At 70.8% G+C, this 26584-nt stretch carries 29 protein-coding genes and 2 pseudogenes; 20 read left to right on the plus strand and 11 right to left on the minus strand.

The genetic code is table 11. The features are described 5' to 3' along the window. Window positions 1-13 precede the first annotated feature (13 nt). The 4 genes from ABZ192_RS01720 to rpmB form a co-directional block, all read right to left on the minus strand. On the minus strand, window positions 14-562 hold the full coding sequence (locus ABZ192_RS01720) for a DUF4232 domain-containing protein (protein ID WP_356922534.1): 549 nt from the start codon (window positions 560-562) through the stop codon (window positions 14-16). 187 nt (window positions 563-749) lie between these two features. After that, on the minus strand, window positions 750-1241 hold the full coding sequence (locus ABZ192_RS01725) for a hypothetical protein (RefSeq protein ID WP_356922535.1): 492 nt from the start codon (window positions 1239-1241) through the stop codon (window positions 750-752). Between the two features lie 185 nt (window positions 1242-1426). Then, window positions 1427-1732 (minus strand): 30S ribosomal protein S14, encoded by a 306-nt coding sequence (gene rpsN / locus ABZ192_RS01730; RefSeq protein WP_356922536.1) that lies wholly within the window; start codon window positions 1730-1732, stop codon window positions 1427-1429. Then, window positions 1732-1968 (minus strand): 50S ribosomal protein L28, encoded by a 237-nt coding sequence (gene rpmB / locus ABZ192_RS01735; RefSeq protein ID WP_086561587.1) that lies wholly within the window; start codon window positions 1966-1968, stop codon window positions 1732-1734. Before rpmB ends, rpsN begins: the two co-directional genes overlap by 1 nt. Window positions 1969-2031: 63 nt before the next feature. Between rpmB and rpmG the strand changes: the two genes are divergently transcribed. From rpmG to ABZ192_RS01765, 6 genes are all read left to right on the plus strand, one after another. Beyond that, window positions 2032-2196 carry a 50S ribosomal protein L33 gene (gene rpmG / locus ABZ192_RS01740; RefSeq protein ID WP_010044249.1) on the plus strand — a complete coding sequence of 55 codons (165 nt, stop codon included), beginning with the start codon at window positions 2032-2034 and terminating at the stop codon, window positions 2194-2196. Between the two features lie 2 nt (window positions 2197-2198). Beyond that, window positions 2199-2447 (plus strand): type B 50S ribosomal protein L31, encoded by a 249-nt coding sequence (locus ABZ192_RS01745; RefSeq protein ID WP_010044251.1) that lies wholly within the window; start codon window positions 2199-2201, stop codon window positions 2445-2447. Window positions 2448-2451: 4 nt separating this feature from the next. Then, window positions 2452-3681, plus strand: coding sequence for a GTP-binding protein (locus ABZ192_RS01750; protein WP_356922537.1), 1230 nt, complete (start codon window positions 2452-2454; stop codon window positions 3679-3681). A 4-nt stretch (window positions 3682-3685) separates the two neighbouring features. Then, a complete protein-coding gene (gene rpsR, locus ABZ192_RS01755) occupies window positions 3686-3919 on the plus strand; it encodes a 30S ribosomal protein S18 (RefSeq protein ID WP_356922538.1) in 234 nt (77 codons plus the stop codon). 28 nt (window positions 3920-3947) lie between these two features. Beyond that, window positions 3948-4343: a hypothetical protein gene (locus ABZ192_RS01760; RefSeq protein WP_356922539.1), complete on the plus strand. Its 396-nt coding sequence runs from the start codon at window positions 3948-3950 to the stop codon at window positions 4341-4343. Between the two features lie 170 nt (window positions 4344-4513). Next, window positions 4514-4732, plus strand: coding sequence for a DUF397 domain-containing protein (locus tag ABZ192_RS01765; protein ID WP_050810297.1), 219 nt, complete (start codon window positions 4514-4516; stop codon window positions 4730-4732). 92 nt (window positions 4733-4824) lie between these two features. Here ABZ192_RS01765 and ABZ192_RS01770 read toward each other — a convergent pair whose 3' ends face one another. Then, window positions 4825-5340: an ATP-binding protein gene (locus ABZ192_RS01770; protein WP_356922540.1), complete on the minus strand. Its 516-nt coding sequence runs from the start codon at window positions 5338-5340 to the stop codon at window positions 4825-4827. Between the two features lie 343 nt (window positions 5341-5683). Here ABZ192_RS01770 and ABZ192_RS01775 point away from each other — a divergent pair, with 343 nt between their 5' ends. From ABZ192_RS01775 to ABZ192_RS01790, 4 genes and pseudogenes are all read left to right on the plus strand, one after another. Then, the gene (locus ABZ192_RS01775) at window positions 5684-6508 is read left to right on the plus strand and encodes a helix-turn-helix transcriptional regulator (protein ID WP_086847631.1); all 825 of its coding nucleotides are present in this window, start codon (window positions 5684-5686) and stop codon (window positions 6506-6508) included. Between the two features lie 90 nt (window positions 6509-6598). Continuing rightward, window positions 6599-8062: an aldehyde dehydrogenase family protein gene (locus ABZ192_RS01780; RefSeq protein WP_356922541.1), complete on the plus strand. Its 1464-nt coding sequence runs from the start codon at window positions 6599-6601 to the stop codon at window positions 8060-8062. Between the two features lie 506 nt (window positions 8063-8568). Beyond that, the gene (locus ABZ192_RS01785) at window positions 8569-8949 is read left to right on the plus strand and encodes a hypothetical protein (RefSeq protein ID WP_037668137.1); all 381 of its coding nucleotides are present in this window, start codon (window positions 8569-8571) and stop codon (window positions 8947-8949) included. A 135-nt stretch (window positions 8950-9084) separates the two neighbouring features. Then, window positions 9085-9366, plus strand: a pseudogene (locus ABZ192_RS01790) (homocysteine S-methyltransferase family protein); the annotation flags it as partial. Window positions 9367-9553: 187 nt separating this feature from the next. Here the strand turns inward: ABZ192_RS01790 and ABZ192_RS01795 are convergent. Then, window positions 9554-9814, minus strand: a pseudogene (locus ABZ192_RS01795) (transposase); the annotation flags it as partial. Window positions 9815-9975: 161 nt separating this feature from the next. Between ABZ192_RS01795 and ABZ192_RS01800 the strand changes: the two are divergent. The 4 genes from ABZ192_RS01800 to ABZ192_RS01815 all read left to right on the plus strand — a co-directional run bounded on the left by ABZ192_RS01800 (window position 9976) and on the right by ABZ192_RS01815 (window position 12961). Continuing rightward, complete coding sequence (locus ABZ192_RS01800) at window positions 9976-10527, plus strand: DinB family protein (RefSeq protein WP_355851839.1); 552 nt, start codon at window positions 9976-9978, stop codon at window positions 10525-10527. Between the two features lie 10 nt (window positions 10528-10537). After that, on the plus strand, window positions 10538-11179 hold the full coding sequence (locus tag ABZ192_RS01805; RefSeq protein WP_356922542.1) for a PadR family transcriptional regulator: 642 nt from the start codon (window positions 10538-10540) through the stop codon (window positions 11177-11179). A gap of 73 nt (window positions 11180-11252) precedes the next feature. Next, window positions 11253-12203 (plus strand): ATP-binding cassette domain-containing protein, encoded by a 951-nt coding sequence (locus ABZ192_RS01810; protein ID WP_356922543.1) that lies wholly within the window; start codon window positions 11253-11255, stop codon window positions 12201-12203. Further along, on the plus strand, window positions 12200-12961 hold the full coding sequence (locus ABZ192_RS01815) for an ABC transporter permease (protein WP_356922544.1): 762 nt from the start codon (window positions 12200-12202) through the stop codon (window positions 12959-12961). Before ABZ192_RS01810 ends, ABZ192_RS01815 begins: the two co-directional genes overlap by 4 nt. Here the strand turns inward: ABZ192_RS01815 and ABZ192_RS01820 are convergent. The 3 genes from ABZ192_RS01820 to ABZ192_RS01830 are packed head-to-tail and all read right to left on the minus strand — an operon-like array spanning window position 12958 to window position 16108. Beyond that, window positions 12958-14364 (minus strand): glutamate decarboxylase, encoded by a 1407-nt coding sequence (locus tag ABZ192_RS01820; protein WP_356922545.1) that lies wholly within the window; start codon window positions 14362-14364, stop codon window positions 12958-12960. The two genes, ABZ192_RS01815 and ABZ192_RS01820, sit on opposite strands and share 4 nt — an antisense overlap. A gap of 37 nt (window positions 14365-14401) precedes the next feature. After that, window positions 14402-15685: an ion channel protein gene (locus tag ABZ192_RS01825; protein WP_356922546.1), complete on the minus strand. Its 1284-nt coding sequence runs from the start codon at window positions 15683-15685 to the stop codon at window positions 14402-14404. Between the two features lie 57 nt (window positions 15686-15742). Next, window positions 15743-16108, minus strand: a complete 366-nt coding sequence (locus tag ABZ192_RS01830) for a YbjQ family protein (RefSeq protein WP_010044286.1) — start codon at window positions 16106-16108, stop codon at window positions 15743-15745. Between the two features lie 135 nt (window positions 16109-16243). Here ABZ192_RS01830 and ABZ192_RS01835 point away from each other — a divergent pair, with 135 nt between their 5' ends. Next, window positions 16244-17122 (plus strand): VTT domain-containing protein, encoded by an 879-nt coding sequence (locus tag ABZ192_RS01835; RefSeq protein WP_356922547.1) that lies wholly within the window; start codon window positions 16244-16246, stop codon window positions 17120-17122. A 52-nt stretch (window positions 17123-17174) separates the two neighbouring features. Here ABZ192_RS01835 and ABZ192_RS01840 read toward each other — a convergent pair whose 3' ends face one another. Both ABZ192_RS01840 and ABZ192_RS01845 read right to left on the minus strand, forming a co-directional pair. Then, window positions 17175-18872 carry a threonine/serine exporter family protein gene (locus ABZ192_RS01840; RefSeq protein WP_356922548.1) on the minus strand — a complete coding sequence of 566 codons (1698 nt, stop codon included), beginning with the start codon at window positions 18870-18872 and terminating at the stop codon, window positions 17175-17177. 113 nt (window positions 18873-18985) lie between these two features. Further along, a complete protein-coding gene (locus ABZ192_RS01845) occupies window positions 18986-19477 on the minus strand; it encodes an inorganic diphosphatase (protein ID WP_003991985.1) in 492 nt (163 codons plus the stop codon). A gap of 79 nt (window positions 19478-19556) precedes the next feature. Between ABZ192_RS01845 and dacB the strand changes: the two genes are divergently transcribed. The 5 genes from dacB (at window position 19557) to ftsH (ending at window position 26563) form a co-directional block, all read left to right on the plus strand. Beyond that, a complete protein-coding gene (gene dacB / locus ABZ192_RS01850; RefSeq protein WP_356922549.1) occupies window positions 19557-21134 on the plus strand; it encodes a D-alanyl-D-alanine carboxypeptidase/D-alanyl-D-alanine-endopeptidase in 1578 nt (525 codons plus the stop codon). Window positions 21135-21357: 223 nt separating this feature from the next. Then, window positions 21358-22485, plus strand: coding sequence for a zinc-dependent metalloprotease (locus tag ABZ192_RS01855; RefSeq protein WP_356922550.1), 1128 nt, complete (start codon window positions 21358-21360; stop codon window positions 22483-22485). Window positions 22486-22681: 196 nt separating this feature from the next. Next, a complete protein-coding gene (gene tilS / locus ABZ192_RS01860; RefSeq protein ID WP_356922551.1) occupies window positions 22682-23716 on the plus strand; it encodes a tRNA lysidine(34) synthetase TilS in 1035 nt (344 codons plus the stop codon). A gap of 60 nt (window positions 23717-23776) precedes the next feature. Continuing rightward, on the plus strand, window positions 23777-24337 hold the full coding sequence (gene hpt, locus ABZ192_RS01865) for a hypoxanthine phosphoribosyltransferase (RefSeq protein WP_020270244.1): 561 nt from the start codon (window positions 23777-23779) through the stop codon (window positions 24335-24337). A 186-nt stretch (window positions 24338-24523) separates the two neighbouring features. After that, window positions 24524-26563 carry an ATP-dependent zinc metalloprotease FtsH gene (gene ftsH, locus ABZ192_RS01870; RefSeq protein ID WP_356922552.1) on the plus strand — a complete coding sequence of 680 codons (2040 nt, stop codon included), beginning with the start codon at window positions 24524-24526 and terminating at the stop codon, window positions 26561-26563. The last annotated feature ends 21 nt before the right edge of the window (window positions 26564-26584 follow it).

Consider the following 26584-nt stretch of genomic DNA (forward strand, 5'->3'; position numbering starts at 1 on the left):
TGCCGACCTGCCGTCAGTCGCCCGGGGACTCGAAGCCGCTCACCGAGGCCTCCGCCGCGCCGCCGCTGCTGCTCCCGTCCCTCCGGGCGACCTCACCGTACGACCAGGGCAGGTCGTGTGCGTCCGTCGTGGCGCCCGGCAGGGCGAAGGACGCCTTCCGCACGGGAAGGCTCTTCGAGGAGTTCGCCTCGCCCCGGACGTAGGTGATCGTGAAGGACGTGGTGCCGCCCTTCCCGAGGGTGAGCGACCGGGCCTTCGCGGTCTGCTCCGGGGACACCGATGTCGTGCTGTCCTCCGCCAGGAGGTCGACGGCGGGGAAGCCCTTCAGGGTGCACGCGCCGCCCTTGTTGGTGAGGGTGACGGTCACATTGCCCGTGTCCCCGGCCGCCGGGGCCGCACCGGCCCCGACCTCCACGCCCAGATCACCGATCGCACAGGCCGAACTACCTGGCCGGTCGGCGTTCTTGACGTCGTCGCCACCGGTCTTGCCGTCGTCGCAGGAGGTCAGCAGGAGCGTCGTCGCAAGAGCGGCGGCCAGGGCGAGGGGAGGAAGGGTGCGCATGAAGTCCTCTGGTGCGTGACGGCGATGGGTGCGTAATGGCGACGGGTGTGTGACGACGATGGGTGCGTGACAGCGATGAGTGGTCCCGACGCATGGATCATCCCGGACGCGGGGCCCGTCACGCACCCGGGCAGGCCACCCGCCCGGGCGGTCTCCCCGAATCCCCGCCCGGTGAAAAGCGCGCTCCCTACCCGAGGCCCGCCGTCGGCAGCCCGGTCGGCAGCTTCCCGCCCTCCGCCTTCTGGTACGTCTCCGCCCCGAGGCCGCCCTCCCAGGTGACCTTCAGGCTCCTCCCGTTCACGGAGTCGACCATGCCGGTCGTCCGGTCCTTGGAGCCGTCCGTGCACTTCAGGCGGATCATCCGCATCCCGGACTGCTCGCCCGCGGTGCCGCTGCACACGCTGCCGCCGGTGGCGAAGAGCGCGGCCTGCTTGCCGGTGATCACCAGGGCCACGGCCTTGCCGCCGGTCGTGGCGAGCCAGCTGCCCGCGAGCTCGCCGGCGCCCGACCCGTCGGAACCGGAGCCGGAGCCGGAGTCGCCGCCCGTTCCCGCGGACGCCGTGGCGGACGGGGCAGGGCTGGACGCCGAGTCGTCCCCGGAGCCGCCGTCACCGCTGCACGCGGACAGCACGAGCACGCCCGCCAGTCCCGCGGCCGCCGCCGCGACCCGCACCGGCATCCGCCGACTCGCTCCCGGGCGACGCGAGAAGATCACCGAAGTCACTGCAAGCCCCCAACCTGTAGCCGTCCGACCGGCCCCGGCGAAGCCCGCCGGCCCATGCCGGAACCCGCAGCAAGCTACCAGGACGGGTCAAGAGGCCCCGGGGTGAACCCCCGAGGGCCTCTTACCGGCAAGCCCCCACCTCACCAGGACGACTTGCGCACCCCCGGCAGATACCCCGCATGCGCCTGCACCCGCAGACTCACCCGGGACAGCCCGAACGCCCGGAAGTACCCGCGCGGACGCCCGTCCACCTGGTCTCGGTTGCGTACCCGCGTGGCGCTCGCGTCGCGCGGCTGCCGGCGCAGTTCCGCCTGCGCGGCGAGCCGTTCGGCGTCCGTGGACGACGGGCGCCGGATGATCTCCTTCAGCTCGGCCCGCCGGGCGGCGTACCGCGCGACGACCTCCTGCCGCTTGTCGTTCTTCGCGATCTTGCTCTTCTTCGCCATCAGACCTTCACTCCCCGGGCGCGGATCCGGGCGACGGCCGCCTCGACTCCGATCGTGTCGACGGTCTTGATCGCCCTGGCGCTCAGCCGCAGGCGTACGTACCGGCCCTCGCTCGGCAGCCAGTAGCGCTTGGACTGGATGTTGGGGTCGAACCGGCGTGACGTGCGCCGGTGGGAGTGCGAGATGCGGTTGCCGAAGCCGGGCTGGGTGCCGGTCAGCATGCAGTGCGCGGACATGTGGTGACGTACCTCTCTGACTCAGGAGATGTAAATGGAATTCATTTTCAGTAGCATAGCGGCATGGCACGCAATGAACTCCGGCCGGTCATCAAGCTCCGGTCCACGGCCGGGACCGGCTACACCTACGTGACCCGCAAGAACCGTCGCAACGACCCGGACCGACTGACCCTGCGCAAGTTCGATCCGGTCGTCGGCCGCCACGTCGACTTCCGAGAGGAGCGCTGACCATGCGCGAGGGAATCCACCCGGACTACGGTCCCGTCGTCTTCCGCGACCGTGCCGCGAACTACGCGTTCCTCACCCGCTCGACCATGACGAGCGAGAAGACGATCGAGTGGGAGGACGGCAACACCTACCCGGTCGTCGACGTCGAGATCTCCGACGTCAGCCACCCCTTCTACACCGGCACCGCCCGCGTCCTGGACACCGCGGGACGCGTCGAGCGCTTCGAGCGCCGGTACGGAAAGAAGGGCTGAACCCGTGGCTGTCCCTTCTGGGCTTCCCGTCGTGATCGTCGGCGGCCTGCACGCCGACGCCCGCAGGGCGGCCGTGGCCCGGCTGCTCGCCGACGTGCCCGGCAGCGTCGCGCTCCACCACGACCTGGCGACGGCCGCGGCCGGCACGGTCGTACGGACCGTCCGGGACGCCACCGGCGTCCTGGACGCGGGGCAGGCGCCGCTCGTCAACGACTGTGCCTGCTGCGCCCTGCGCGAGGACCTGGTCCCGGAGCTGGAGCGACTCGCGGACGCCGGGGGCACGCCCCTGGCCGTCGTCGAGCTGTGGGACTCCGTCGAGCCCAAGGCCATGGCCGAGGTCGTCACGGCCGGCGGGCTCACCGTCACCGGCGTGATCACCGCCGTCGACCCGGCCCTGGTCCTGCCCTACCTCGGCAACGGCGACGACCTGGCCGACGGCGGTCTCGCCGCCGCCACCACCGACCAGCGCACGGTCGCCGACACCTTCGCCCGTCAGCTGGAGTACGCCCCCGTCCTCGCGATCGCCGAGTCGCCCGAGGCCGACGACGAGGACCGCGAGCTGCTCGCGCAGCTGCACCCGACGGCCCGCCAGGTCCCGATCGGCCACGGCGACCTGGCGGGCGCACCCGCGCCCGGCGTCTTCGCGGCGGACACGGCCGACGGCCTGACCGTGCCGGCCCCGCGGCGCCGCCCGCTCTCCCCGCTGGCCGAGGCCGCCCTGGCCGGCTTCGACGTGGAGTCGGCGGCGGCCGCCCAGCACCCGGCCTGCGCCCTGCTCCCCGCCGAGGCCGACGCGCACGGCGTCTCCACCCTGGTCTGGCAGCAGCGCCGCCCCTTCCACCCGGAGCGGCTCTACGCGGCCCTGGAGGACCTGACCTGCGCGGCCGCCCGCAGCCGGGGCCGGTTCTGGCTCGCCGACAAGCCGGACACGCTGTTCCACTGGGACGCCGCGGGCGGGGCCCTGTGCGTGGAGAGCGCGGGACCGTGGCTCGCCTCCCTGCCGGACGCGGCCTGGGAGATGGTCCCGCCGGTGCGCCGCGCCGCCGCCGCGCTGGACTGGCACCCCGAGCACGGCGACCGCGGCCAGCACCTGGTCTTCACCTCGCCCGGCCTCGACCGGGACGGCCTGGAACGGCTGCTGGAGTCCTGCCTGCTGACCGACGCCGAGTACGCGGCCGGGCGCGACGCCTGGCAGCGGCTGCCGCATGCCTTCGACACCCTCCTGGAGGTCTGACCCGATGCCCCGCAAGATCGACCGCAAGCCCGTCAAGAGCCGCCCCAACCCGCTGGACCAGGCCGGGATCGAGTACATCGACTACAAGGACACCGACCTGCTGCGGAAGTTCATCTCCGACCGCGGCAAGATCCGCAGCCGCCGGGTCACCCGCGTGTCGGCCCAGCAGCAGCGGCAGCTGGCCCGGGCGATCAAGAACGCGCGCGAGATGGCGCTGCTGCCCTACGCCAGCCGCTGACCCCCAACCCGCGTGAGGTTCACCACGCTTGACGGGTGGGGAACCCCATGCATCTGTCCCGAGGCCCACGGGGCGCACGCCGGGCGGTCCGTCAGGGCCGGACGGCCGACCGCCGGTCCGGCGATGGTCGGAGCCCGGCACCGGCCCCGCGGAGGACGTCACCGTCCTCCGCACGGCCCATTTCTCCCTGCTCCCGCAGGCGGCGGTCGTCTTCCGCATGGAGGCCGTACGGTCCCGCCCCAGGCCCTGGATCCCACGCCCCAGCTCCCGCTTCTCCGGTCTCGCCGCCGCACCGGTGCCCGTCCCCGCCGCCGAGCGGATGCTCCGCCTCCACGACACCTTCGCCGAACCCGCCGACTTCGCCGCCGGTGGCCGGGAACGCGCGGCCGGGCAGTCCCGTCAAACAGGCAAGAGCTTTCGGTAAAGCGGTCGTCAAAGCTGTAACCGGAGGACCACCCGCCGTGCACGTGCATCTGCCCATGCATCTGCACATGAACAGGGCTATGATCCGGGTCAGTTGACCGCTGCATCAATGGCCACACCAGCCAGTGCACCACCGGGGAGCGACCTGTGGACCACGACGTGTACAACGGTATGGCGGCCGCCGGGCTGCGGGGTGTGGCCTGGCAGAAGAGCCGGCACAGCAACTCGCAGGGCTCGTGCGTGGAGTTCGCCCGGTTGCCGGGCGGTGACGTGGCCGTCCGCAACTCGCGCTTTCCCGACGGCCCCGCACTGGTCTACACCCGTGCGGAGATCGAGGCCATGCTGCTGGGCGTGAAGGACGGCGAGTTCGACCACCTGGTGGGGGGTTGACGCCCCGGCATCACCTTCACGGAACGGGGCAATCGGTACTCAATGCGCGGCGACGCGCGTAGAACCGCGGCGCGAGGAAGCGCCGCGGTTTCTCATTCCGCGTGCGGCCCCGCGTCGGCCCGCGGCAGCCGGAACAGCGCCCAGACCACCTTGCCGCTGAGCGCGCCCGCGAGCGGATGCCAGCCCCAGCTGTCGCTGAAGGAGTCGACGAGGAACAGCCCCCGGCCCGACTCGGCCGAGAAGTCGTCGGTCTCCCGGGCGACGGGGCTGTCGTGACTGGGATCGCGCACCGCGCACACCAGGCGCTCGGTCCACCGCATCAGGTGCAGCCGCACCGGCGGCTCCTGGCCGGTGACGCGGTGGGCGCTCGCCGGCAGGCCGTGCCGCAGGGCGTTGGTGACCAGTTCCGAGACCACCAGGCAGACGTCGTCGAAACGGTCGCCCATGTCCCACTGGTCGAGGGTTCTGCGGGTGAACCGCCGTGCTTCGCGCACCGCTTCGTAGCGGGCGGGCAGAGCGCAGGAGGCGGCGTCGGACACGGCCGCGGGATCCAGCGGCGGAAGGCCCTGCCGTAAAGGCTCGAGCATGGTCGATCCATTCGTCCCCATGCGAGGCACTCCCGGGAATTCGCGGTCGGTGCGATGCGGCGGTGGTGCGGGACCATGGTTTCGGATGCGTACAGCAGATGCAAGGGCAGATGCACGTGCAGGTGACCGGAATGAGTCGTCCCGTACCGCTTGTTGGTCAATTTTTCCGTCATCTTCACAGCCCTGTCTGCCCGTTCTCTTGCGTCCTTCTTGGAACCGCGCGCGTGCGTCCCCTGTCTCGATTCCGTTTCCGTAACCGGACGAGTACTGCTCGGAGTGATTTAGTGGCAGACTTCGGCCCCTGAAGAGGTTGGGGAGGCTGGCGAACGTGAGCGCGGGAGAGCCGGGATCGGTGGTGCGGCGCATGCTGCTCGGATCACAACTCAGGCGACTGCGTGAGGCTCGGGGCATCACGCGCGAGGCGGCGGGCTACTCGATCCGCGCCTCCGAGTCGAAGATCAGCCGCATGGAGCTGGGCCGGGTGAGCTTCAAGACCAGGGACGTCGAGGACCTGCTCACGCTGTACGGCATCACGGACGAGCAGGAGCGCGCCTCCCTGCTGTCCCTGGCGAAGGAGGCCAACGTCGCGGGCTGGTGGCACAGTTACTCGGACGTGCTGCCGAGCTGGTTCCCCACCTACGTCGGCCTGGAAGGCGCCGCCTCGCTGATCCGGGCGTACGAGGTGCAGTTCGTGCACGGCCTGCTCCAGACCGAGGCGTACGCGCACGCGGTGGTCCGGCGGGGCATGCAGGGCGCCAGCGAGGCCGACGTCGAGCGGCGCGTGGCGCTGCGTCTGGAGCGGCAGAAGTACCTCGTCGACGAGCGTGCGCCCGACTTCCACATCATCCTGGACGAGGCCGCCCTGCGCCGTCCGTACGGCGACCGCGAGGTGATGCGCGGCCAGCTCCAGCACCTCATCGAGGTCTCCGAGCGGCCCAACGTGCGGCTCCAGGTCGTGCCGTTCAGCCTCGGCGGCCACTCCGGCGAAAGTGGCGCGTTCACGATCCTCAGCTTCCCGGAGTCGGACCTCTCGGACGTCGTCTACCTGGAGCAGCTCACCAGCGCGCTGTACCTGGACAAGCCCGAGGACGTCGCCCAGTACGAGAAGGCGCTCAAGGAGCTCCAGAGCGACAGCCCGGGCCCGTCGGAGAGCCGGGATCTCCTCCGAGGGCTCCTCCAGCTCTCCTGAAGCCCCCAACTCGCCTTAAACATCAGTACGATGACGTGTGATCAGATCGTGAAGACGCGATCGAGGGTCTGCTAGGGATCGAGGGATCACATGTCGTCGTCCTATTTCACCGACCTTGCACAGCAGTACATCGACGGTGAGTGGCGCCCGGGTACCGGCTCCTGGGACATCATCGACTTCAACCCGTACGACGACGAGAAGCTGGCGTCGATCACCATAGCCACGGTCGACGAGGTCGATCAGGCGTACCGGGCGGCCGCCCGGGCCCAGAAGCAGTGGGCCGCGACCAACCCCTACGCCCGGCGTGCCGTCTTCGACAAGGCCCTGCGGCTCATCGAGGAGCGCGAGGCCGAGATATCCGAGGCGATCACCGCCGAACTCGGCGGGACGCGCCTGAAGGCCGCCTTCGAACTGCACCTCGCCAAGGAGTTCCTGCGCGAGGCGGTCCAGCTGGCGCTGCGCCCCGAGGGCCGGATCCTGCCCTCGCCGGTGGACGGCAAGGAGAACCGCGTCTACCGCGTGCCGGTCGGTGTCGTGGGCGTGATCAGCCCCTTCAACTTCCCGTTCCTGCTCTCGATCAAGTCCGTCGCCCCGGCGCTCGCGCTCGGCAACGCCGTGGTGCTCAAGCCGCACCAGAACACGCCGGTCGTCGGCGGCTCCCTGGTCGCGAAGCTCTTCGAGGACGCGGGGCTGCCCGGCGGTCTGCTGAACGTCGTCATCACCGACATCGCGGAGATCGGCGACGCCTTCCTCGAACACCCGGTGCCCAAGGTCATCTCCTTCACCGGCTCCGACCAGGTCGGCCGGCACGTGGCGACCGTCTGCGCCCGGCAGTTCAAGCGCTCCGTCCTCGAACTGGGCGGCAACAGCGCGCTGGTGGTCCTCGACGACGCCGACATCGACTACGCGGTCGACGCGGCCGTCTTCAGCCGGTACGTCCACCAGGGCCAGGTCTGCATGGCCGCCAACCGCGTCCTGGTCGACCGGTCCGTCGCCGACGAGTTCACCGAGAAGTTCGTCGCCAAGGTGAAGACCCTCAAGGCGGGCGACCCGCGCGACCCGGAGACCGTCATCGGCCCGGTCATCAACTCCTCGCAGGCGGACGCCGTCGCGGGTGTCGTCGAGCAGGCCCTCGCCGAGGGCGCCACGGCCCTGGTGCGCGGCGGGCGGACCGACAACCTCGTCGAACCGTCCGTGCTGACCGGCCTGCCCGCCGACTCGGCCCTGCTGCGGCAGGAGGTCTTCGGCCCGGTCGCGTTCCTCGTCCCGTTCGACGGCGAGGAGGAGGCCGTCCGCCTCGTCAACGACACCCCGTACGGCCTGAGCGGCGCCGTGCACACCGCGGACATCGAGCGCGGTGTGAACTTCGCCAAACAGATCGACACGGGCATGTTCCACGTGAACGACGGCACCGTCCACGACGAGCCGATCGTCCCCTTCGGCGGCGAGAAGCACTCGGGCCTCGGCCGGCTCAACGGCGACACGATGCTGGACTCCTTCACCACGCTGAAGTGGATCTCCGTGCAGCACGGCCGGAGCGGCTTCCCGTTCTGAGGGTGTTCGGGCCATGAGGGCCGACCTTGTCAGTGGCCTGAAGCCGCCTCGCTCCAGGCGACGAGAGCCGCGCCCAACTCGGTCCCGAAGGTGAGCTCCCCCATGGCGGGTGTTCGCGCCCGCCGCAGGAGTGCGCGTAGGACGTCTCCGAATGGCTTGTCAAGGAGCGCCGCCGCCGTCGGGGTTGCAGTCGAGGGCCTGGATACCGGTGTGGCGGTTGGGGCTGTTCAGCGGGTGGTAAGGGTGCGGTCCGGGGAGGTCGACGGGTCGGGCGAGGCAGGACGCGGCCGCGAGCCAGGACCCGGGCCCGGCCCCGCCCGACGCAGCACGGAAACGCCGCACAGTGCCGCGCCGTGCCGCGCCGTTCGACGCCAAGTGGCAGGGCGACACAGGACTTTGACGGAAAGCCAGACATGGCCGCGCCGACTTGATCTTGTCTTGGCCCCGATGAAAGGATTCTTTCATCCTGTATCCCCCCCACATTCCCGCAGACAGGAGCTTCTGTCATGAGAACTCTCGGGTTCGCTGGAAAGTCATGCGCCGCCGTCGCTCTGGCCTGCGCGGCCACGCTACTGATGCCGGCCACACCGGCCTCCGCCGAGGACTGGGACCGGAGCTGCTACAAGATCTCGGCCCCCTACAAGGGCATCAGTGAGATCATCGGCGCGGCCAGCAAGACCAGCAGCAAGTGCAGGGACGCCACGATATCCCTGCTGCGCCACCGCTGGTACGGCTGGGAGGAGATGGACTGGACCCCGCTCGAGAGCGGCTCCAAGATCGCGTATTGGAAGTGCACGGGTTCCGGCACCTACACCTACAAGACCGTCGTGGGCGTCGACTCCAACCTCGCCACCTACGAGAGCGCCGAGCGCCGCTTGACCTGCTGAGGACGGACCGGCGGGGCCGGCCCGGGGTGGCCGGCCGCGTTCGTCACCTCACGGGGCCGTACACGGCGCCGTCACCACAGGCCTCCCACATACCGGACATGGCGGGCCGCTCACACCCGCGCTTCGACTGCCGTCGGCGGCATGTCCAACCAGTTGGATTCCGCCGGGCACGACCTGAGCGACGAGCTGTGGCCGACGCGGCTGCTCGCCGAGCGGCCCGAGGCGATCGCCGAGGCGCATCTCGCCTGGTGTGAGGCTGGCGTGCGCGGGCGGCCGAGCAATCGCCGCGAGCGTGGGCATGGTTCGCGAGAGCGCGCACCGGGTCCAGGCAGAGCCCCGCTGTGGGGGGCGGCGCCCGTCGGCCCCTACGGGGCGATGCTCGCCGACGGCTCCGAGTACTGCGGCCGGTACGGCCTGATCTCGGCCTGCGAGCCGCGGTCGCTGTGATGGATCAGCTGGAGTCCTTCTTGATCCGGCGTCATCCACAGCGCTATCTCCGGCGCGTCCAGCGGAACAGGCCACCGCGAGGACCTAGGGGGCTTCTGATGCCCAGTCCCTCCAGAGCCGTGCGCGGTTTCGGGCTGCCCGACAGCAATCCGGATGGGCACTTCCAGGAGCGCGGGATGTACAGCTCTCGGTCCACCGCCGCGTGTCCCCGCTCGTCGGCGTAGACGAGGTGGACGGCGACCCGGGAGTTCTCGATCCGCCCGGCCGTTCCGGTGTGCTGGTGCTGGTGCTGGACCCCGACCGTGTCGGCGCCCTTCTTCACGTCGCCGGTCTCGTCGACGACCAGCATCGCTGCCTCGTCATGGAGGTGCTCGACGATGTATTCGCGCACGTCGTCGCGGACGGCGTCGGCATCCCAGACGACGGGCGGGCCGGGCGGTTGGTGCTCGGCCCGCTGTCGGACTGGAGGGCTCTCTCGCTAAGAGCGGCTGTCCTTGCGGACAGAAACTGACCGCAAGGGTGCGTAGCTTCGTCGGTGTCAGGGGGAAGAGGCCCCCGGTCCGACGAAAGGCGGCGGTCATGGTCACTCACGTTCCCGCGGAGGCACACGGCGACGAGCGCGGAGCGCTGCTTTCCTTCATCGAGGAGCAGCGCGGCGGCATCCGGCGGGCGGTGCTGGGTCTGACCGACGAGCAGGCCATGAGCACGCCCAGCGCCAGTGAGCTGTCGCTCGCCGGGCTGCTCAAGCACGTCGTCGAGGTCGAGCAGTTGTGGCTCGCCCTGGCCAAGGGCGAGCCGCCGGCCGTCGAGCGGGACCAGAGCAACTGGCACGAGTGCTTCCGGCTGGTGAGGGACGAGACCGTCGAGTCGCAGCTGGCGTACTGGGAGAAGGTCGCCGCGGAGACGGAGGCCTTCATCCGCTCGGTGCCGAGCCTCGACGACACCTTCGCGCTGCCGCCCCAGCCCTGGTTCCCGCCGGACGGGCGGGTCTCCATGCGCTGGCTGTGCCTGCACCTGATCCGCGAGACGGCCCGGCACGCCGGCCACGCCGACGTCATCCGCGAGTCGCTCGACGGCCGGACGGCTTTCGAGCTGGTGGCCGAGGAACAGCGGGGGGTGGCCGAGGCATAACCTTGGCCGCATGTCAACGATCCGCCTCCTCGTGCTCGGCGCGGTCCGCATGCACGGCCGCGCCCACGGCTACCAGGTGCGCAACGACCTGGAGTACTGGGGCGCGCACGAGTGGTCCACGGCCAAGCCCGGCTCGATCTACCACGCCATGAAGCAGATGGCGAAGCAGGGCCTGCTGCACGCGCACGAGACCGCCCCGTCCACGGCCGGCGGCCCGCCGCGCACCGAGTACGAGGTCACCGGGCCGGGCAGCGAGGAGTACTTCCGGCTGCTGCGGGAGGCGCTGGTCACCTATGACCAGCGCGCGGACGCGAAGACGGCGGCCGTCGGCTTCATCGTCGACCTGCCGCGCGCCGAGGCGGTCGCGCTGCTGAAGGAGCGCACCCTGCGGATCGAGCAGTGGCGGGCCTCCGTCCTGGAGCACTACGTCCCCGAGGAGGGGCCCGGCCGGCTGGGCCACATCGGCGAGATCATGAACATGTGGGTCCACACGGCCGACTCCGAGGCCGAGTGGACCCGCGGTCTCATCGAGCGCATCGAGGGCGGCGCCTACACCTTCGCCGACGAGGGCGACCCGTTCGTCGGGATCCTGGCCGAGGGTGAGGAGAACCCGTACGCCACGGGGGAGCCGCACCCCGGGGACGCGCTCTAATCAAATTTGACGAATGGCTCGGGCGGGGTTACGTTCGAGCATGTAGTCAAGTTTGACTAGCGAGGGAGTCCCTGTGGCCGACACGGCGATCACCGTCGAAGGCGCGGAGAAGAGATACGGCGACAAGAAGGCCCTGGACGGGCTCGACCTCACGGTCGCGCGCGGCACGGTGCACGGGGTGCTCGGCCCCAACGGCGCGGGCAAGACCACCCTGGTGAGGATCCTGTCCACCCTGCTGCGCCCCGACGCGGGCCGGATCGAGGTGGCCGGACACGACGTGGTGCGCGAGGCGTACGCCGTGCGGCTGCGCATCGGCCTGCTCGGCCAGCACGCCGCGCTCGACGAGGAGCTCGGCGGCCGGCAGAACCTGGAGCTGTTCGGCCGGCTGCACCACCTGGGCGCGCGGCGGGCACGCGCGCGTGCCGACGAGCTCCTGGAGCGCTTCGGCCTGGCCGACACCGGCCGCAAGGCGGTCCGGCAGTACAGCGGCGGCATGCGGCGCCGACTGGACCTCGCGGCCTCCCTGATCACCGAACCGGAGGTGCTGTTCCTGGACGAGCCGACCACCGGCCTCGACCCGCGCGGCCGGGCCGAGGTGTGGGACTCCGTCCGCTCCCTGGTCGGCGGCGGTACGACGGTCCTGCTCACCACGCAGTACCTGGAGGAGGCCGACCAGCTCGCCGACCGCATCTCGGTCGTCGACGCCGGCCGGGTCATCGCCGAGGGCACGGCGGACGAGCTGAAGGCCGAGACCGGCGGCGACCGCATCGACGTGGTCCTGCGCGACGCCGGCCAACTGGGCGCTGCCGTCGCCCTGCTGCCCCTCGGCGGGGTCAGCGTCGACACCGACCGTCGCCTGCTGAGCGCCCCGGTGACCGACCGCATGGAGGCCCTCTCCGGGGTCGTCCGGGCCCTTCAGGAGGCCGGGATCGAGGCGGAGGACATCGCCCTGCGCCGCCCGACGCTGGACGAGGTGTTCCTGCACCTCACCGGAGACGACCGCCGAGTGAAGGAGGCCGCGTGACCGTCCACGCCCTGACCGACTCCTGGACCATGACCCGCCGCGAACTCGCCCGCTGGGGACGGCAGCCGGTCCAGCTGGTCGTCAACCTCGTCTTCCCGGTGATGCTGCTGCTCATGTTCGGCTACCTGGTCGGCGGCGGCCGGGGCGTGGGCGGCGAGTACCGCGACTACCTGATCCCCGGCATGCTCGCGCTCACCATGGCGTTCGGCCTGGAGGGCACCATGATCGCCGTCACCCGGGACCTCGACAAGGGCGTCATCGACCGCTTCCGCTCCATGCCCATGACCAGCGGAGCGGTGCTGGTGGGCCGTTCGGCCGCGGACATGCTCCAGTCGGCGATGGCCCTGGTGGTCCTCATCGGCGTGGGCGCCGCCCTCGGCTGGCGGACCCACGGGACCGCGGCGGCCTTCCTGGGCGCCGTGGGCCTGCTGCTCCTGTTCCGGTTCGCCATGCTGTGGATCGGCATCCACCTGGCGCTGGTGGCCGGGAAGCCGGAGATGGTCCAGGCCGTGCAGATCCTGGTCTGGCCGGTCGGCTTCCTCTCCAACGCCCTGGCCCTGCCCGACACCATGCCCGGCTGGCTCGGCACGGTCGTCGAGTGGAACCCGATGTCCCACACGGCCACGGCCGTACGGGACCTGTTCGGCAGCCCCGGCGCGGAGCCCGGGCACGTGTGGGCGGCTCTCGTCTGGCCCCTGGCCCTGCTGGCGGTCTTCTTCCCGCTGGCGGTACGGAGGTTCGGGCGGCTGAGCCGCTAGTGATGGAACCCGGTCGCCGCGCCCTTGTCCTGCGTGAAGGGGCGCGGCTGCCGGCGCAGCTCCGGCAGCAGGCGTTCCAGGTCCTGTGTGAGGAGCTCGGCGAGGTCCGCCGAGAACCCGTTGCGGCACACCACCCGCAGCACGGACAGGTCCTCGCGGTTGGCCGGGAAGGTGTACGCGGGCACCAGCCAGCCGCTCTCGCGCAGCCGCCGCGAGACGTCGAAGACGTCGTACGACGTCACGTCCGGCGCGGTCGTGAAGGCGAACACCGGCAACTCCTCGCCCCGGGTCAGCAGCCGGAAGTCGCCCAGCGCCTCGATCCGCGCGGCCATGCCCGTGGCCACGTCCCGCGCGGCCTGCTGCACGGCCCGGTAGCCCTCCCGGCCCAGCCGCAGGAACGTGTAGTACTGCGCCACGACCTGCGCGCCCGGCCGGGAGAAGTTGAGCGCGAACGTCGGCATGTCGCCGCCCAGGTAGTTCACCCGGAACACCAGCTCCTCCGGCAGCGCCTGAGCGTCCCGCCACAGGGCCCAGCCGACGCCCGGGTAGACGAGCCCGTACTTGTGCCCCGAGGTGTTGATCGACGCCACCCTCGGCAGCCGGAAGTCCCACACCAGGTCCTCGTCGAGGAACGGCGCGACCATGGCGCCGGACGCCCCGTCGACATGCACGGGGATGTCGAGCCCCGTCCGCTCCTGCACCGCGTCCAGCGCCGCGCACAGCTCGGCGACCGGCTCGTAGGACCCGTCGAAGGTCGAGCCCAGGATGCCGACGACCCCGATGGTGTTCTCGTCGCACAGCTCGGCCGCGGCCTGCGGGTCCAGGTGGAACCGCTCGCCCTCCATGGGGACCAGCCGGGCCTCGACCTCCCAGAAGGTGCAGAACTTCTCCCAGCAGACCTGCACGTTCACGCCCATCACCAGATTGGGCCGCGCCCCCGGGTACCGGTCGGCGTTACGCCGCGCCCAGCGCCGCTTCAGCGCCATCCCGGCGAGCATGCACGCCTCGCTCGACCCGGTCGTCGAACAGCCCACGGCCGCTGCCGGATCGGGCGCGTGCCACAGGTCGGCGAGCATCGCCACGCACCGCCGCTCCAGTTCGGCCGTGCGCGGGTACTCGTCCTTGTCGATCATGTTCTTGTCCCGGCACTCCGCCATCAGCACCCCGGCCTCCGGCTCCATCCAGGTGGTGACGAAGGTGGCGAGGTTCAGCCGCGCGTTGCCGTCGAGCATCAGCTCGTCGCGCACCAGCTGATGGGCCGTCATCGGCGCCATGGGCTGGTCCGGGAGCCGGTGCGTGGGCGGGGCCTCGGCCATGTCGCCGACCGGATTGGCGGGGCCGTAGAAGGGGTTGACGGACAGGCGGCGTTCGCCGGTCTGGCGGGGGCCTTCGTTCAGGGGCATGAGGGACTCCAGAAGGGGTGGTGGGGGAGAAGGCGGGTCATCGGACCGGCGTCCCGTCCGGCCGGAGCTGCATCTGCGGGCGGCCCGTCACCAGCAGCCAGGCCGGCAGCGAGGCGATGCAGAGCAGGGCGAGGATCTCCGGCGCGTCGATCAGCACCGCGGCGACGAACAGGCTGATCCAGCCCTGCCGGGTGATGGCCAGCAGCATCCCGAGCACACCGGCGGACACTCCCACCGACGGATGCACCCCGGACACCAGGGCGTGCGCGCACAGCCCGAGGGCCGTGCCGGCGAACACGGCCGGGAAGATGCGCCCGCCGCGGAACCCGCAGGACGCGGCGACGAGCAGCGCGGCCAGCTTCACCACCGTCATGACGGCGAACTCCCCGGCCGACCAGCCGTCCGGGTCGTGTGCCAGCTCGGCGACCTCGTCGAGCCCCTTGAACAGCGTCAGATGGCCGCCCAGGGCCGCGAGAGCACCCAGCACGACCCCGCCCGCCGGGAGCATCAGCATCGGGTGCCGCAGCCGGCGGAAGACACCGTGGACGTACGGGAGCGCGCGCACGGCGCACATGCCGAGCAGCGCGCCCGCCGCGGCGACCACGACGGCCGCCAGCAGGTCCGCCCAGCCCGGCCGGCCGAAGGGCGGCAGGTCCAGGTCGAAGCTCGGGCGGTCGATCAGCGTGGCGGTCAGAGCACCGGCCGCGGCGGCGGTCAGCGGCGCGAAGAGGTTGTCCCAGAGCAGACCGCGCGTCTCCTGCCGGGACAGCACCTCGGAGATCACCAGGGCGGCCGCCACGGGCGTGCCGAACAGCGCGCCGATCGTCGCCGCCTCCGCCAGGGCCGGCCAGATCCGGCCCGGCGCCTGGGGAACGGCCCGGCTGCCCAGCCAGACCGCCAGGCCGACGTTCACGGCGATGATCGGGTTCTCGGGGCCCAGGCTCGGCCCGCCGGCCAGCGTCAGCGCGGTCGCCAGCAGCAGCCCCGGCAGCACCACGGGCGGCAGGACCGGCGCGTCCAGCCCCAAGGTCGCTGGATCCGGTCCCGCGTGCCCCGGCACCTTCCACACCACCAGCCCGACGGCGACACCGGTCGCGACGAGCATCGCGAACATCCACGTCACGGAGTACCGGCCGATGCCCAGGGCGTCCGGCACGGTCGTCCACAGCACGCCCTGGAGTTCCTCGGCGGCGACCTCCACCCCCACCAGGAGCAGGCTGGACATCACACCGACGGCCACGGCGGGCAGGACCGACGGCAGCAGCACGCACGCGGGGGTCGACGGAGTGACGGAAGGTGCCTGCTGCTCGGTGTCGACCACGGGCACACGATAAAGGGATCAAACGCCACAAACCGGAAACGCGCGGGCGCGGGGGTCTCACTCCCGGGCCAGGACCACCGCCGTGCCGTACGCGCACACCTCGGTGCCCACGTCCGCCGCCTCCGTCACGTCGAAGCGGAACGCGAGCACGCCGTTGGCTCCACGCGCGCGTGCCTGTTCGACGAGTCGTTCCATGGCCTGGTTGCGGGTCTGCACGAGCGTCTTGGTGAGCCCGCGCAGCTCGCCGCCGACCATCGACTTCAGCCCGGCGCCGATCTGGCTCCCCAGGTGCCGGGAGCGCACGGTCAGTCCGAAGACCTCGCCGAGTACTTCCTGCACGCGGTGGCCGGGTACGTCGTTCGTGGTGACGACGAGGACGTCGGGCCGAGGGCCTTGTCCGCCGCCGTATTCATCGATGCCCATGGTTCACAGCTTTGACCGGGACCGCGCACAGTGCATCCTGAGTACGCCCATGGAACCTGGTCCATGACGGCTGCGTTGATACTTTGAAGCAGTCAGTCCCCAGCCCGTACCCCCAGCAGCAGGAGCCACATCCCCGTGACCACGCTTGCGCTCGGCCCCGAGTGGCTCAGCCCGGACTACCTGATCTCGACGTTCAGCCTGCCGGGCATCCTGCTCATCGTCTTCGCGGAGTCGGGTCTCTTCGCGTTCCTGCCCGGCGACTCCCTGCTGTTCACGGCGGGCCTCTTCGTCGCCGAGGGCACCTACATCACGCAGCCCCTGTGGCTGGTCTGCACGCTCATCGTGATCGCCGCGGTCGCCGGCGACCAAGTGGGCTACATGATCGGCAAGTTCCTGGGCCCGAAGCTCTTCAACAGGCCGAACTCCAAGCTCTTCAAACAGGAGAACCTGGACAAGGCCCACGAGTTCATGGAGAAGTACGGCCCCAAGGCGATCGTCCTGGCCCGCTTCGTCCCGATCGTGCGCACCTTCGCCCCCATCGTGGCCGGCGCCGGCCGCATGAAGTACCGCACGTTCGTCACGTACAACGTCATCGGCGGCATCGCCTGGGGCACCGGCGTCACCCTGGCGGGCTACTGGCTCGGCCAGATCGACTTCATCAAGAAGAACGTCGAGTCGATCCTCATCCTGATCGTCCTGCTCTCGGTCGTCCCGATCATCGTCGAGTACCTCCGCGACCGTTCCAAGAAGAAGCGCGCCGCGTCCGAGGCCCCGGCGGCCCAGCCCCATCCCGTCATGGACGACGCGACGACCCAGCTCCGCCGCATCACCCCGCACGACCAGCCCCCCCAGCAGCCCCACCAGCAGCCGCAGCAGCCCCCGTACGGCAGCCCGAACGGTTACAACGACCAGCAGTACTACGGCCAGAACCCCCAGGCCCCGGGCTACGGCCAGCAGCAGCCCTACGGCACCCAGCAGGGCGGGGGCCAGCCCCCGTACAACGGGGGTTACTGACAGACGACTCGCGGCCGCCAACGGACAGGAAGCCCGAGCACAGGCAGAGGCGCTAGAAACCCCTGGTCCGCTTGGCGGCCCGCCGCTTCTCGGCAGACCCGATCCGTAGGAATAGCCGCGAGATTTCCGTTCCCAGGTTCACTCCGATCGCGATGGCCATCGCCAGCGCCGCGGCCTTCGACAGCCACACCAGCCCCGCGTCGACATTGTTCTGCGAGATCGACAACAGCCCGAAGTACGACGCGGAACCGGGCAGCAGGGGCCCGATGGCCGCCGTCGTGTACGGGAGCGCCGACGCGAACCGGTACCGGGACAGCAACTGCCCGAACAGCCCCACCAGCCCCGCCGCAACCGCCGTCGAGGCAACCGGCGAGAATTCGCCCGTGTAGTGCATCGCGCCGAACACCGACCACGCGACACCGCCGTTCAACGTCACCGCCAGCACGGTGGATCGTTCCTGCTGAAGCAGTATCGCGAAGGCCAGGGACAACAGCATCGACGCGCCGATCTGCAACAGCGGCCGTGGATCGGTATTCAGAGCCGCCTCGGGGGTGAGGCGGGCGCCCAACTGGACGCCGACGTAGAGCATCACCAGCACTCCGACGACGATGCCCACGAAGAAGTACATGACTTCCAGCAGCCGTGCGGACGCCGTGATGTAGTAGCCGGTCAGACCGTCCTGCACGCCCGCCACCAACGCCCGCCCGGGCAGCAGCGCGAACAGCCCACCAGTGATCACCGCGGACGCCTCGACATCCACGTGCGCCAGCGCCAGCGCGATCCCGATCGCGGCCGGAGGCGTCGCGGCGACCGTGAACTGGTAGAACTCCGGCAGCCCGCGCCCTGCGCACAGCCAAGCCAGCCGGTCGCCGAGCATCGCGCCCAGCACAGCCGCGAAGAAGACGATCAGGTCACCACCGACCAGCACCGATGCCGAGCCCGCCAGCAGCCCGCTTGCGGCGGTCAGTACCCAGCCGGGATAGGGGTGCCGGTTGCGGCGGATCTCGGCGAGTCGCCCGTAGGCCTCCTCCAGGGAGATCTGCGCCTCCGGGTCGCTGAGGTCGTCCACCAGCTGGTACACGGCCGCCAGACGCGTGTAGTCGGTGCCCCGGCGGCGTACCGTCCGGGACGCCGTCACGGGGTCGTCGACCAGGGACGGCTGGTGGGAGATCGACAGCAGGGTGAAGGTGACGTTCGGCTCGCAGCGGTCCAGGCCGTAGGACCGGCAGACGGCGAACATCGCCGCCTCCACGTCCTCGGCGCCCTCGCCGCCCGCCAGCAGCAGTTCACCGATACGCAGCGTCAGGTCGAGCACACGCGGAACAGCCGGACCCTCGTCCTCCTCCGCCTTGTGCGCGGGCTCCGGCGCGGGCCGCTCGGCCACCGGCATCCGCAGCATCGTGCGCATCCGGTCCTGCCAGGGCACGTCCTTGGTCAGACTGATCACGGGGATGCCGGTCGGCGGCGTGAAGGCGGGCGGGGCGTTTTTGGCGCTGTAGGTCCTCGGCGGGTTGAACGCCGAACCCTCCGGCTCCGCCGCGGGCGCCTGCGGGACGTCGAGTCCCTTGGGGAAGACGAACTCGGACGTCGTCTCCGACTCCGTACCGGTCGTTCGGGGCACGGCCAGCCCCTCCGGGATCGCGAACTCCGACGTCGTCGACATGTCCCCGTCGACGGCGGCCCCGGCCGGAGGCAGGAACGCACTCCTCGCCTCGTCCGACTTCGGCTTGCGGTCCTCCGCGTCCGTCACTGCCTGGCGCTCCCTGTACGACACGTAAGCCTCAGTACCCCCAGCCTCAGTATGCGCACATACAGGCCAACGGGCCGCACGGCAGGCGTACGGCCCGTGAGCATCAGAAGGGGTCAGTGACCGCCCTGCTCCTTGAAGCGCTTGTAGGACCGCTCGATCTCGGCCTCGGCGTCCGTCCGGCCCACCCAGTTGGCGCCCTCGACCGACTTGCCGGGCTCCAGGTCCTTGTAGACCTCGAAGAAGTGCTGGATCTCCAGGCGGTCGAACTCCGACACGTGGTGGATGTCCCGCAGGTGCTCCACACGCGGGTCGTGCGCCGGCACGCACAGCAGCTTGTCGTCGCCGCCGGCCTCGTCCGTCATCCGGAACATGCCGATCGCACGGCACTGGATGAGGCAGCCGGGGAACGTCGGCTCGTCCAGGATGACCAGCGCGTCCAGCGGGTCGCCGTCCTCGCCGAGGGTGTTCTCGACGAAGCCGTAGTCGGCCGGGTAGCTGGTCGAGGTGAAGAGGCGCCGGTCCAGGCGGATCCGACCGGTCTCGTGGTCCACCTCGTACTTGTTGCGCGAACCCTTCGGAATCTCGATCGTGACGTCGAACTCCACCGGTGGCTCCTCCATGATCAACACATAGTTCTGGTGGTTAAGTGTCCCTCACGCAGGTGTGTGATCGCGAAAGGGGCTGGTGGTCGTGCCGGAGCTGCGTCCTTGGCGGGCCGCGAGGCCGCACGTGGTGCGGATCTCGCAGGCCCTGCGACCGCGCCTGGCCAGGGCCGCCGCGGCCGCGAAACCACGGGTCGCGCGGCTCGTCCGAACCGGGAAACCGCAGGTCACGCGGGCCACGCCGAAGAACTGGCAGTACACCGCGGGCGCCGCCACCGCCGGCCTCGCACTGGCCGCCGGTGTGGTGACCGCCGCCGGCCCCTGGGACTCCTCGGGTCAGCGTACGGCCGAGCGGGACCGCGCCGCGGTCCTGGGCCGCACGGGTGGCACAGATCACGGCAGGGCCCCCGGCGCGCCCGCGCAGCCCCGGCCGGCCCCCAGCGCCGGGCCCGTGCTGACCGGCCTCGGCGGCGTCAGCACCGTGAAGTCCGCCCCGGACGGCAAGGCGCTGACGAAGACCCTCACGCCCCTGCTGAAGGACCCGGCGCTCGGCCCCCGGCCGGCAGCGGCCGTCGTGGACGTCACGACCGGCAGGCGCCTGTACGGCACGAACCCGGACGCCGCGCTCACCCCGGCCTCCACGACGAAGATCGCCACGGCGGTCGCCGCGCTGTCCGCGATGGGCGCCGACCACCGCCTCACCACCCGCGCCGCGCTCGAACCCGACACGAACGAAGTCGTCCTGGTCGGCGGCGGCGACCCCACCCTCACGGCCCGCGAGGCCTCCGACGGCTCGGCGAGCCTGCGCACCCTGGCCGACCGGACGGCCGCGGCCCTGGCCCAGCGCGGCCCCCGCGACGTGACGCTCTCCTACGACACGACCCACTACGCGGGCAGCCAGAAACACCCGATCGGGGTCAACCCCAATCTCGCCCCCGTCAGCCCCCTGATGGTGGACGAGGGCCGCACGGACGACACGACCAGCGGCCCGGTCACCCGCGTGACCGACCCGGCCGCGGACGCGGCCCGCCGCTTCGGGGACCTCCTGAAGTCCCGCGGCATCAAGACCACGGCCCCCGGCCCGTCGAAGGCCACGGCCCGCGCGAAGACCCTGGCCACGGTGTCCTCACCCCCGCTCTCGGCCCTCGTCGAACGGATGCTGACCAACAGCGACAACGACATCGCCGAGGCCCTCGCCCGCCAGACGGCGATCGCCACGGGCCACCGGGCCGACTTCGCCGGCGCCGGCCGCGCGATCGACGCCCGGCTCGGCAAGCTCGGCCTGCCCCTCAAGGGCGCCGCCTTCAAGGACGGCAGCGGCCTGGACCGCGGCGGCAGACTGACGGCCGGCCTCCTCACGGCCCTCCTGGCCAAGGCGGCCGACCCCGCCCACCCCGAACTCCGCCCGGCCCTCACCGGCCTCCCCGTGGCCGGTTTCACCGGCACCCTGACCACCCGCTACGCGGACGGCGCAGCCGGCGTCGTCCGCGCCAAGACAGGCACCCTGACCGGCGTGAACACCCTCGCGGGCACGGTCGTCGACCAGGACGGCCGCCTGCTGGCCTTCTCCTTCATGGCCAACGACACGACCGACCCGGCAGCGGCCCAGAGGGCCCTGGACAAGGCGGCAACGACCCTGGCGGCCTGCGGCTGCCGGTAACGACCGCCTGGCCGTGGGGAGCCGTTCCGCCCAGCCGTGGGCAGTCGTTCCGCTGGGGCGGAACGGGTGGGCACGGCCGACAACGCCGAGTGCCGGCCGAGAGACCCCAGCCCCTGCCGACCCCATACGCCGGCCACACCGCCGAGCACCCGAGAAACGAACCCGGCGACCCCCAACCCTCGCCGCCCTGCCCCAGCGGCCAGCGCTCACGTACGGTTGACGCATGACGAGCATCGGTGGTGCTTCAACCGGCATGGTCGACTGGAACCTCGCGGTCGCGACCGCGACCCGGCTCGTGCGGCCGGGCCCCGACGTCAGCCGCGACGAGGCCCGGGCCGTCGTCGCGGAGCTGCGCCGGCATGCCAAGGCCTCGGAGGGACACGTCCGGGGCTTCACTCGTCTGGGCACGGAGGAGGGACAGGACACCCCCGTCCTGGTCGTCGACCGCCCGGGCTGGATCCGGGCGAACGTCGCCGGCTTCCGGGAACTGCTGAAGCCCCTGCTCGACAAGATGCAGGACCGGCGCGGCAACACACCCGGCGGCGCGGTCATGAGCGCCGTCGGCGGCAAGGTCACCGGCGTGGAGCTGGGCATGCTCCTGTCCTTCCTGGCCTCCCGCGTCCTCGGCCAGTACGAGACCTTCGCCCCGGCCACGCGCCAGCTCCCGGCCGGGGAGAACGGCGGCGGCCGGCTCCTGCTCGTCGCCCCGAACATCGTGCACGTGGAGCGCGAACTCGACGTCGACCCGCACGACTTCAGGCTCTGGGTGTGCCTGCACGAGGAGACGCACCGCACGCAGTTCACGGCCGTGCCCTGGCTGCGGGACCACCTGGAGGGTGAAATCCAGTCCTTCCTGGGCGAGACCGACGTCGACCCCATGACCGTCCTGGAACGCGTACGGGAGGCCGCGCAGAGCCTCGCCGGGGGCCGCCCCGAGGCCGAGGAGGACGACGGCGGCCGCTCCCTCGTCGAGATCGTGCAGACGCCCGCCCAGCGCGAGATCCTCGGCCGCCTCACGGCCGTGATGTCCCTGCTGGAGGGCCACGCCGACTTCGTGATGGACGGCGTCGGACCGGACGTCGTGCCGACCGTCGGGGAGATCCGCGAGAAGTTCCAGCAGCGCCGTGCCAAGGGCGCCTCCCGCCTGGACCTGGCCCTGCGCAAGCTGCTCGGCCTGGACGCCAAGCTCCGCCAGTACCGGGACGGCGAACGCTTCGTACGGGCCGTCGTCGACGAGGTCGGCATGGACGGCTTCAACCGCGTGTGGACCTCGCCCAACACCCTCCCCACCAAGACGGAGATCGCCAAACCGGCGGACTGGATCGCGCGGGTGCACCGCAGGACCGAGTAGTGAACTACGGCGGGAAGTCGTGAAAGGAAACGGGCCGACGGCAGGCGAACGCCCCTCCAATCACCCGTCCGAGGGACCGTGAGCGAGGGGTAGGCGTGCAATGCTCGGGGAACGGCCCGGTTCTGTCACCATCTACACACTCTGCGTGACCGACACTCGGGTTCACCCCCCGAAAACTTCATGAAGGGAACCGGACATGGGTCCCCATCCTGCGGTCGCGGCGATACGCCTGGCGGTCCGCCGCGTCCTCCACGACCTCCTCACCGAACACCGCACCACCGCCGCACTCCCGCACGCCCTCTCGCACGAGCCGCCGCCCCCGCCGCTCGTGCTCGTGGCATGCTCCGGCGGCGCCGACTCCATGGCCCTCGCCTCCGCCCTCGCCTTCGAGTCCCCCAAGCTCGGCATCAGAGCCGGCGGCGTGACCGTCGACCACGGCCTCCAGCCCGGCTCCGACGTACGGGCCGCGGAAGTCGTCCTGCGCCTGCGCGAACTCGGCCTCGACCCGGTCGACTCCGTCGCCGTGACCGTCGGCCGCGCGGGCGGGCCCGAAGCCGCCGCCCGCGACGCCCGCTACGCCGCACTCGACACCGCCGCCGAACGCCACGGCGCCGCCGCGGTCCTGCTCGGCCACACCCGGGACGACCAGGCCGAAACCGTCCTGCTGGGTCTCGCCCGGGGCTCCGGGGTCCGCTCCCTGTCCGGAATGGCCGCGGTCTCGGGGGCCGGCGGCCGTTACCGGCGGCCCTTCCTGGAACTCGACCGGCAGACCGCCCGCAAGGCCTGCATGGTCCAGTCCCTGCCCGTCTGGGACGACCCCCACAACGCCGACCCGGCCTACACCCGCTCCCGGCTGCGCCACGAGGGCCTGCCCGCCCTGGAGAAGGCCCTCGGCAAGGGCGTCGTCGAGGCCCTCGCCCGTACGGCCCAGCTCTCCCGCGACGACGCCGACGCCCTCGACTCCTGGGCGACCCAGGCCGAGGCCACCGTCCGCGACGCCGCCGGGCAACTGGAGTGCGCCAAGCTCTACGCCCTGCCGCCCGCCGTACGCCGCCGAGTGCTGCGCCGGGCCGCCATCGCAGCCGGTGCCCCGGCCGGTTCGCTGTTCGCCCGGCACCTCGAGGAAGTCGACCGGTTGATCACCGGCTGGCGCGGTCAGGGTGCCATCAACCTCCCCGGCAAGGTCGTGGCCCGGCGGCAGGGTGGCAGACTGGTGATTCGGCAAGGCTGAATCACGTCCTCCTCCGAGCATTCGGTGGAGGGGCCGCTCAGTCAGGGACGACCGAAAGTGATGCGGGTGGACGCGAAAGACATGGGTGCCGACCTTCAGCAGGTACTCATCACCAAGGAAGAGATCGACGCCAAGCTGGCCGAACTGGCCGCGAAGATCGACGCGGAGTACGCGGGCAAGGACCTGCTGATCGTCGGCGTCCTCAAGGGCGCGGTGATGGTCATGGCCGATCTCGCCCGGGCGCTGTCCACCCCCCTCACCATGGACTGGATGGCCGTATCCTCGTACGGGGCGGGCACCCAGTCCTCCGGTGTGGTGCGGATCCTCAAGGACCTCGACACCGACATCAAGGGCAAGCACGTCCTCATCGTCGAGGACATCATCGACTCCGGCCTGACCCTGTCCTGGCTGATCTCCAACCTCGGCTCGCGCGAGCCCGCCTCCCTCAAGGTGTGCACGCTGCTGCGCAAGCCCGAGGCCGCGAAGGTCGCCATCGACGTGGAATGGGTCGGCTTCGACATCCCCAACGAATTCGTCGTCGGATACGGGCTCGACTACGCCGAGAAGTACCGCAACCTCCCGTTCGTCGGTACGCTCGCGCCCCACGTGTACGGCGGCTGACATTCCGGCCGGGGTGCCGTGCCGGTGATCGGGAACCCCAGCGGGCTTCCCGCCGTTGGAGCATGCGTAGACGGATCGCCAGTCGTCCCACGCGGCTTCAGGTGACAATGCTGGGGTACCGTCCGAAGAACAGCCTTTATCAAACTCACTATGGCAGGAGGGACGGGGCGGCACCGCTCCGTATGGATGGACGTGAAGCGATACTTCCGTGGGCCGGTCATGTGGATCGTGCTGGCCGTCCTTGCCGTGGTCGTGTTGATGCAGGTCGTCGGCTCGTCCGGCGGCTACAAGACGGTGGACACCGGCCAGGTCGTCCAGGCGATCAATGACAACAAGGTCGAGTCGGCCAAGCTGACCACCGGCGACGAGCAGACCATCAAGGCCTCGCTCAAGGACGGCGTAAAGATCGAGGGCAGCTCGAAGATCCAGGCGAGCTACATCGGCGACCAGGGCGTGACGATTGCCAACACGCTCCAGGCGAAGTTCCAGGACAAGCAGATCCCGGACGGCTACACGGTCTCGCCGTCCAAGCAGAACCCGTTCGTCGGGATCCTGCTCTCGCTGCTCCCCTTCGTCCTCATCGTGGTCGTCTTCCTGTTCCTGATGAATCAGATGCAGGGCGGCGGCTCCCGAGTCATGAACTTCGGGAAGTCCAAGGCGAAGCTCATCACCAAGGACACCCCCAAGACGACGTTCTCGGACGTCGCCGGTTCGGACGAGGCCGTCGAGGAGCTCCACGAGATCAAGGAGTTCCTGCAGGAGCCGGCCAAGTTCCAGGCCGTCGGCGCCAAGATTCCCAAGGGCGTACTGCTGTACGGCCCGCCCGGTACCGGCAAGACCCTGCTCGCGCGTGCCGTCGCGGGCGAGGCCGGGGTGCCGTTCTACTCGATCTCCGGTTCCGACTTCGTCGAGATGTTCGTCGGTGTCGGTGCCTCCCGGGTCCGTGACCTGTTCGAGCAGGCCAAGGCGAACGCCCCGGCGATCGTCTTCGTCGACGAGATCGACGCGGTCGGCCGCCACCGCGGCGCCGGCCTCGGCGGTGGTCACGACGAGCGCGAGCAGACTCTGAACCAGCTGCTCGTCGAGATGGACGGCTTCGACGTCAAGGGCGGCGTGATCCTCATCGCCGCGACGAACCGGCCCGACATCCTCGACCCGGCGCTGCTGCGCCCCGGCCGCTTCGACCGGCAGATCGCCGTCGACCGCCCGGACATGCAGGGCCGTCTGGAGATCCTCAAGGTTCACCAGAAGGGCAAGCCGGTCGCCCCGGACGTCGACCTGTCGGCCGTCGCCCGCCGTACGCCCGGTATGACGGGTGCCGATCTGGCCAACGTGCTGAACGAGGCCGCCCTGCTGACGGCCCGCAGCGACCAGAAGCTGATCGACAACCACATGCTGGACGAGGCGATCGACCGTGTGGTCGCGGGCCCGCAGAAGCGGACCCGGATCATGTCGGACAAGGAGAAGAAGATCACCGCGTACCACGAGGGCGGACACGCCCTGGTCGCGGCGGCCTCACCGAACTCCGATCCCGTCCACAAGATCACGATCCTGTCGAGAGGCCGTGCCCTCGGCTACACGATGGTGCTGCCGGACGAGGACAAGTACTCGACCACGCGCAACGAGATGCTGGACCAGCTGGCCTACATGCTGGGCGGCCGCGCGGCCGAAGAGCTCGTCTTCCACGACCCGACGACGGGTGCCGCCAACGACATCGAGAAGGCCACGGGCCTGGCCCGGGCGATGGTCACGCAGTACGGCATGACCGAGCGTCTCGGCGCGATCAAGTTCGGTGGGGACAACACCGAGCCCTTCCTCGGACGTGAGATGTCTCACCAGCGCGACTACTCGGAAGAGGTCGCCGCGCTGGTCGACGAAGAGGTCAAGAAGCTCATCGAGACGGCGCACAACGAGGCCTGGGAGATCCTGGTCGAGAACCGCGACGTCCTCGACAACCTCGTACTGCAGCTGCTGGAGAAGGAGACGCTGGGCAAGGAGGAGATCGCCGAGATCTTCGCCCCGATCGTCAAGCGCCCGCCCAGGCCCGCCTGGACCGGCTCCTCCCGCCGTACGCCGTCCACCCGCCCGCCGGTCCTCTCCCCCAAGGAGCTGGCCCTGACGAACGGGGCGAACGGCGCGACGCCGGCCATCACCACCGCGAAGAGCACCGCGGCGGAGCCCGCCCCGGCGCCCGAGCGAACCCCGGAGGACCGCCCCGAGAGCTGACACGCTCTCCCGGTGGCCCCA

It is taken from the genome of Streptomyces sp. NPDC006235 (assembly GCF_040613735.1).
In the GTDB taxonomy this organism is placed as follows: domain Bacteria; phylum Actinomycetota; class Actinomycetes; order Streptomycetales; family Streptomycetaceae; genus Streptomyces.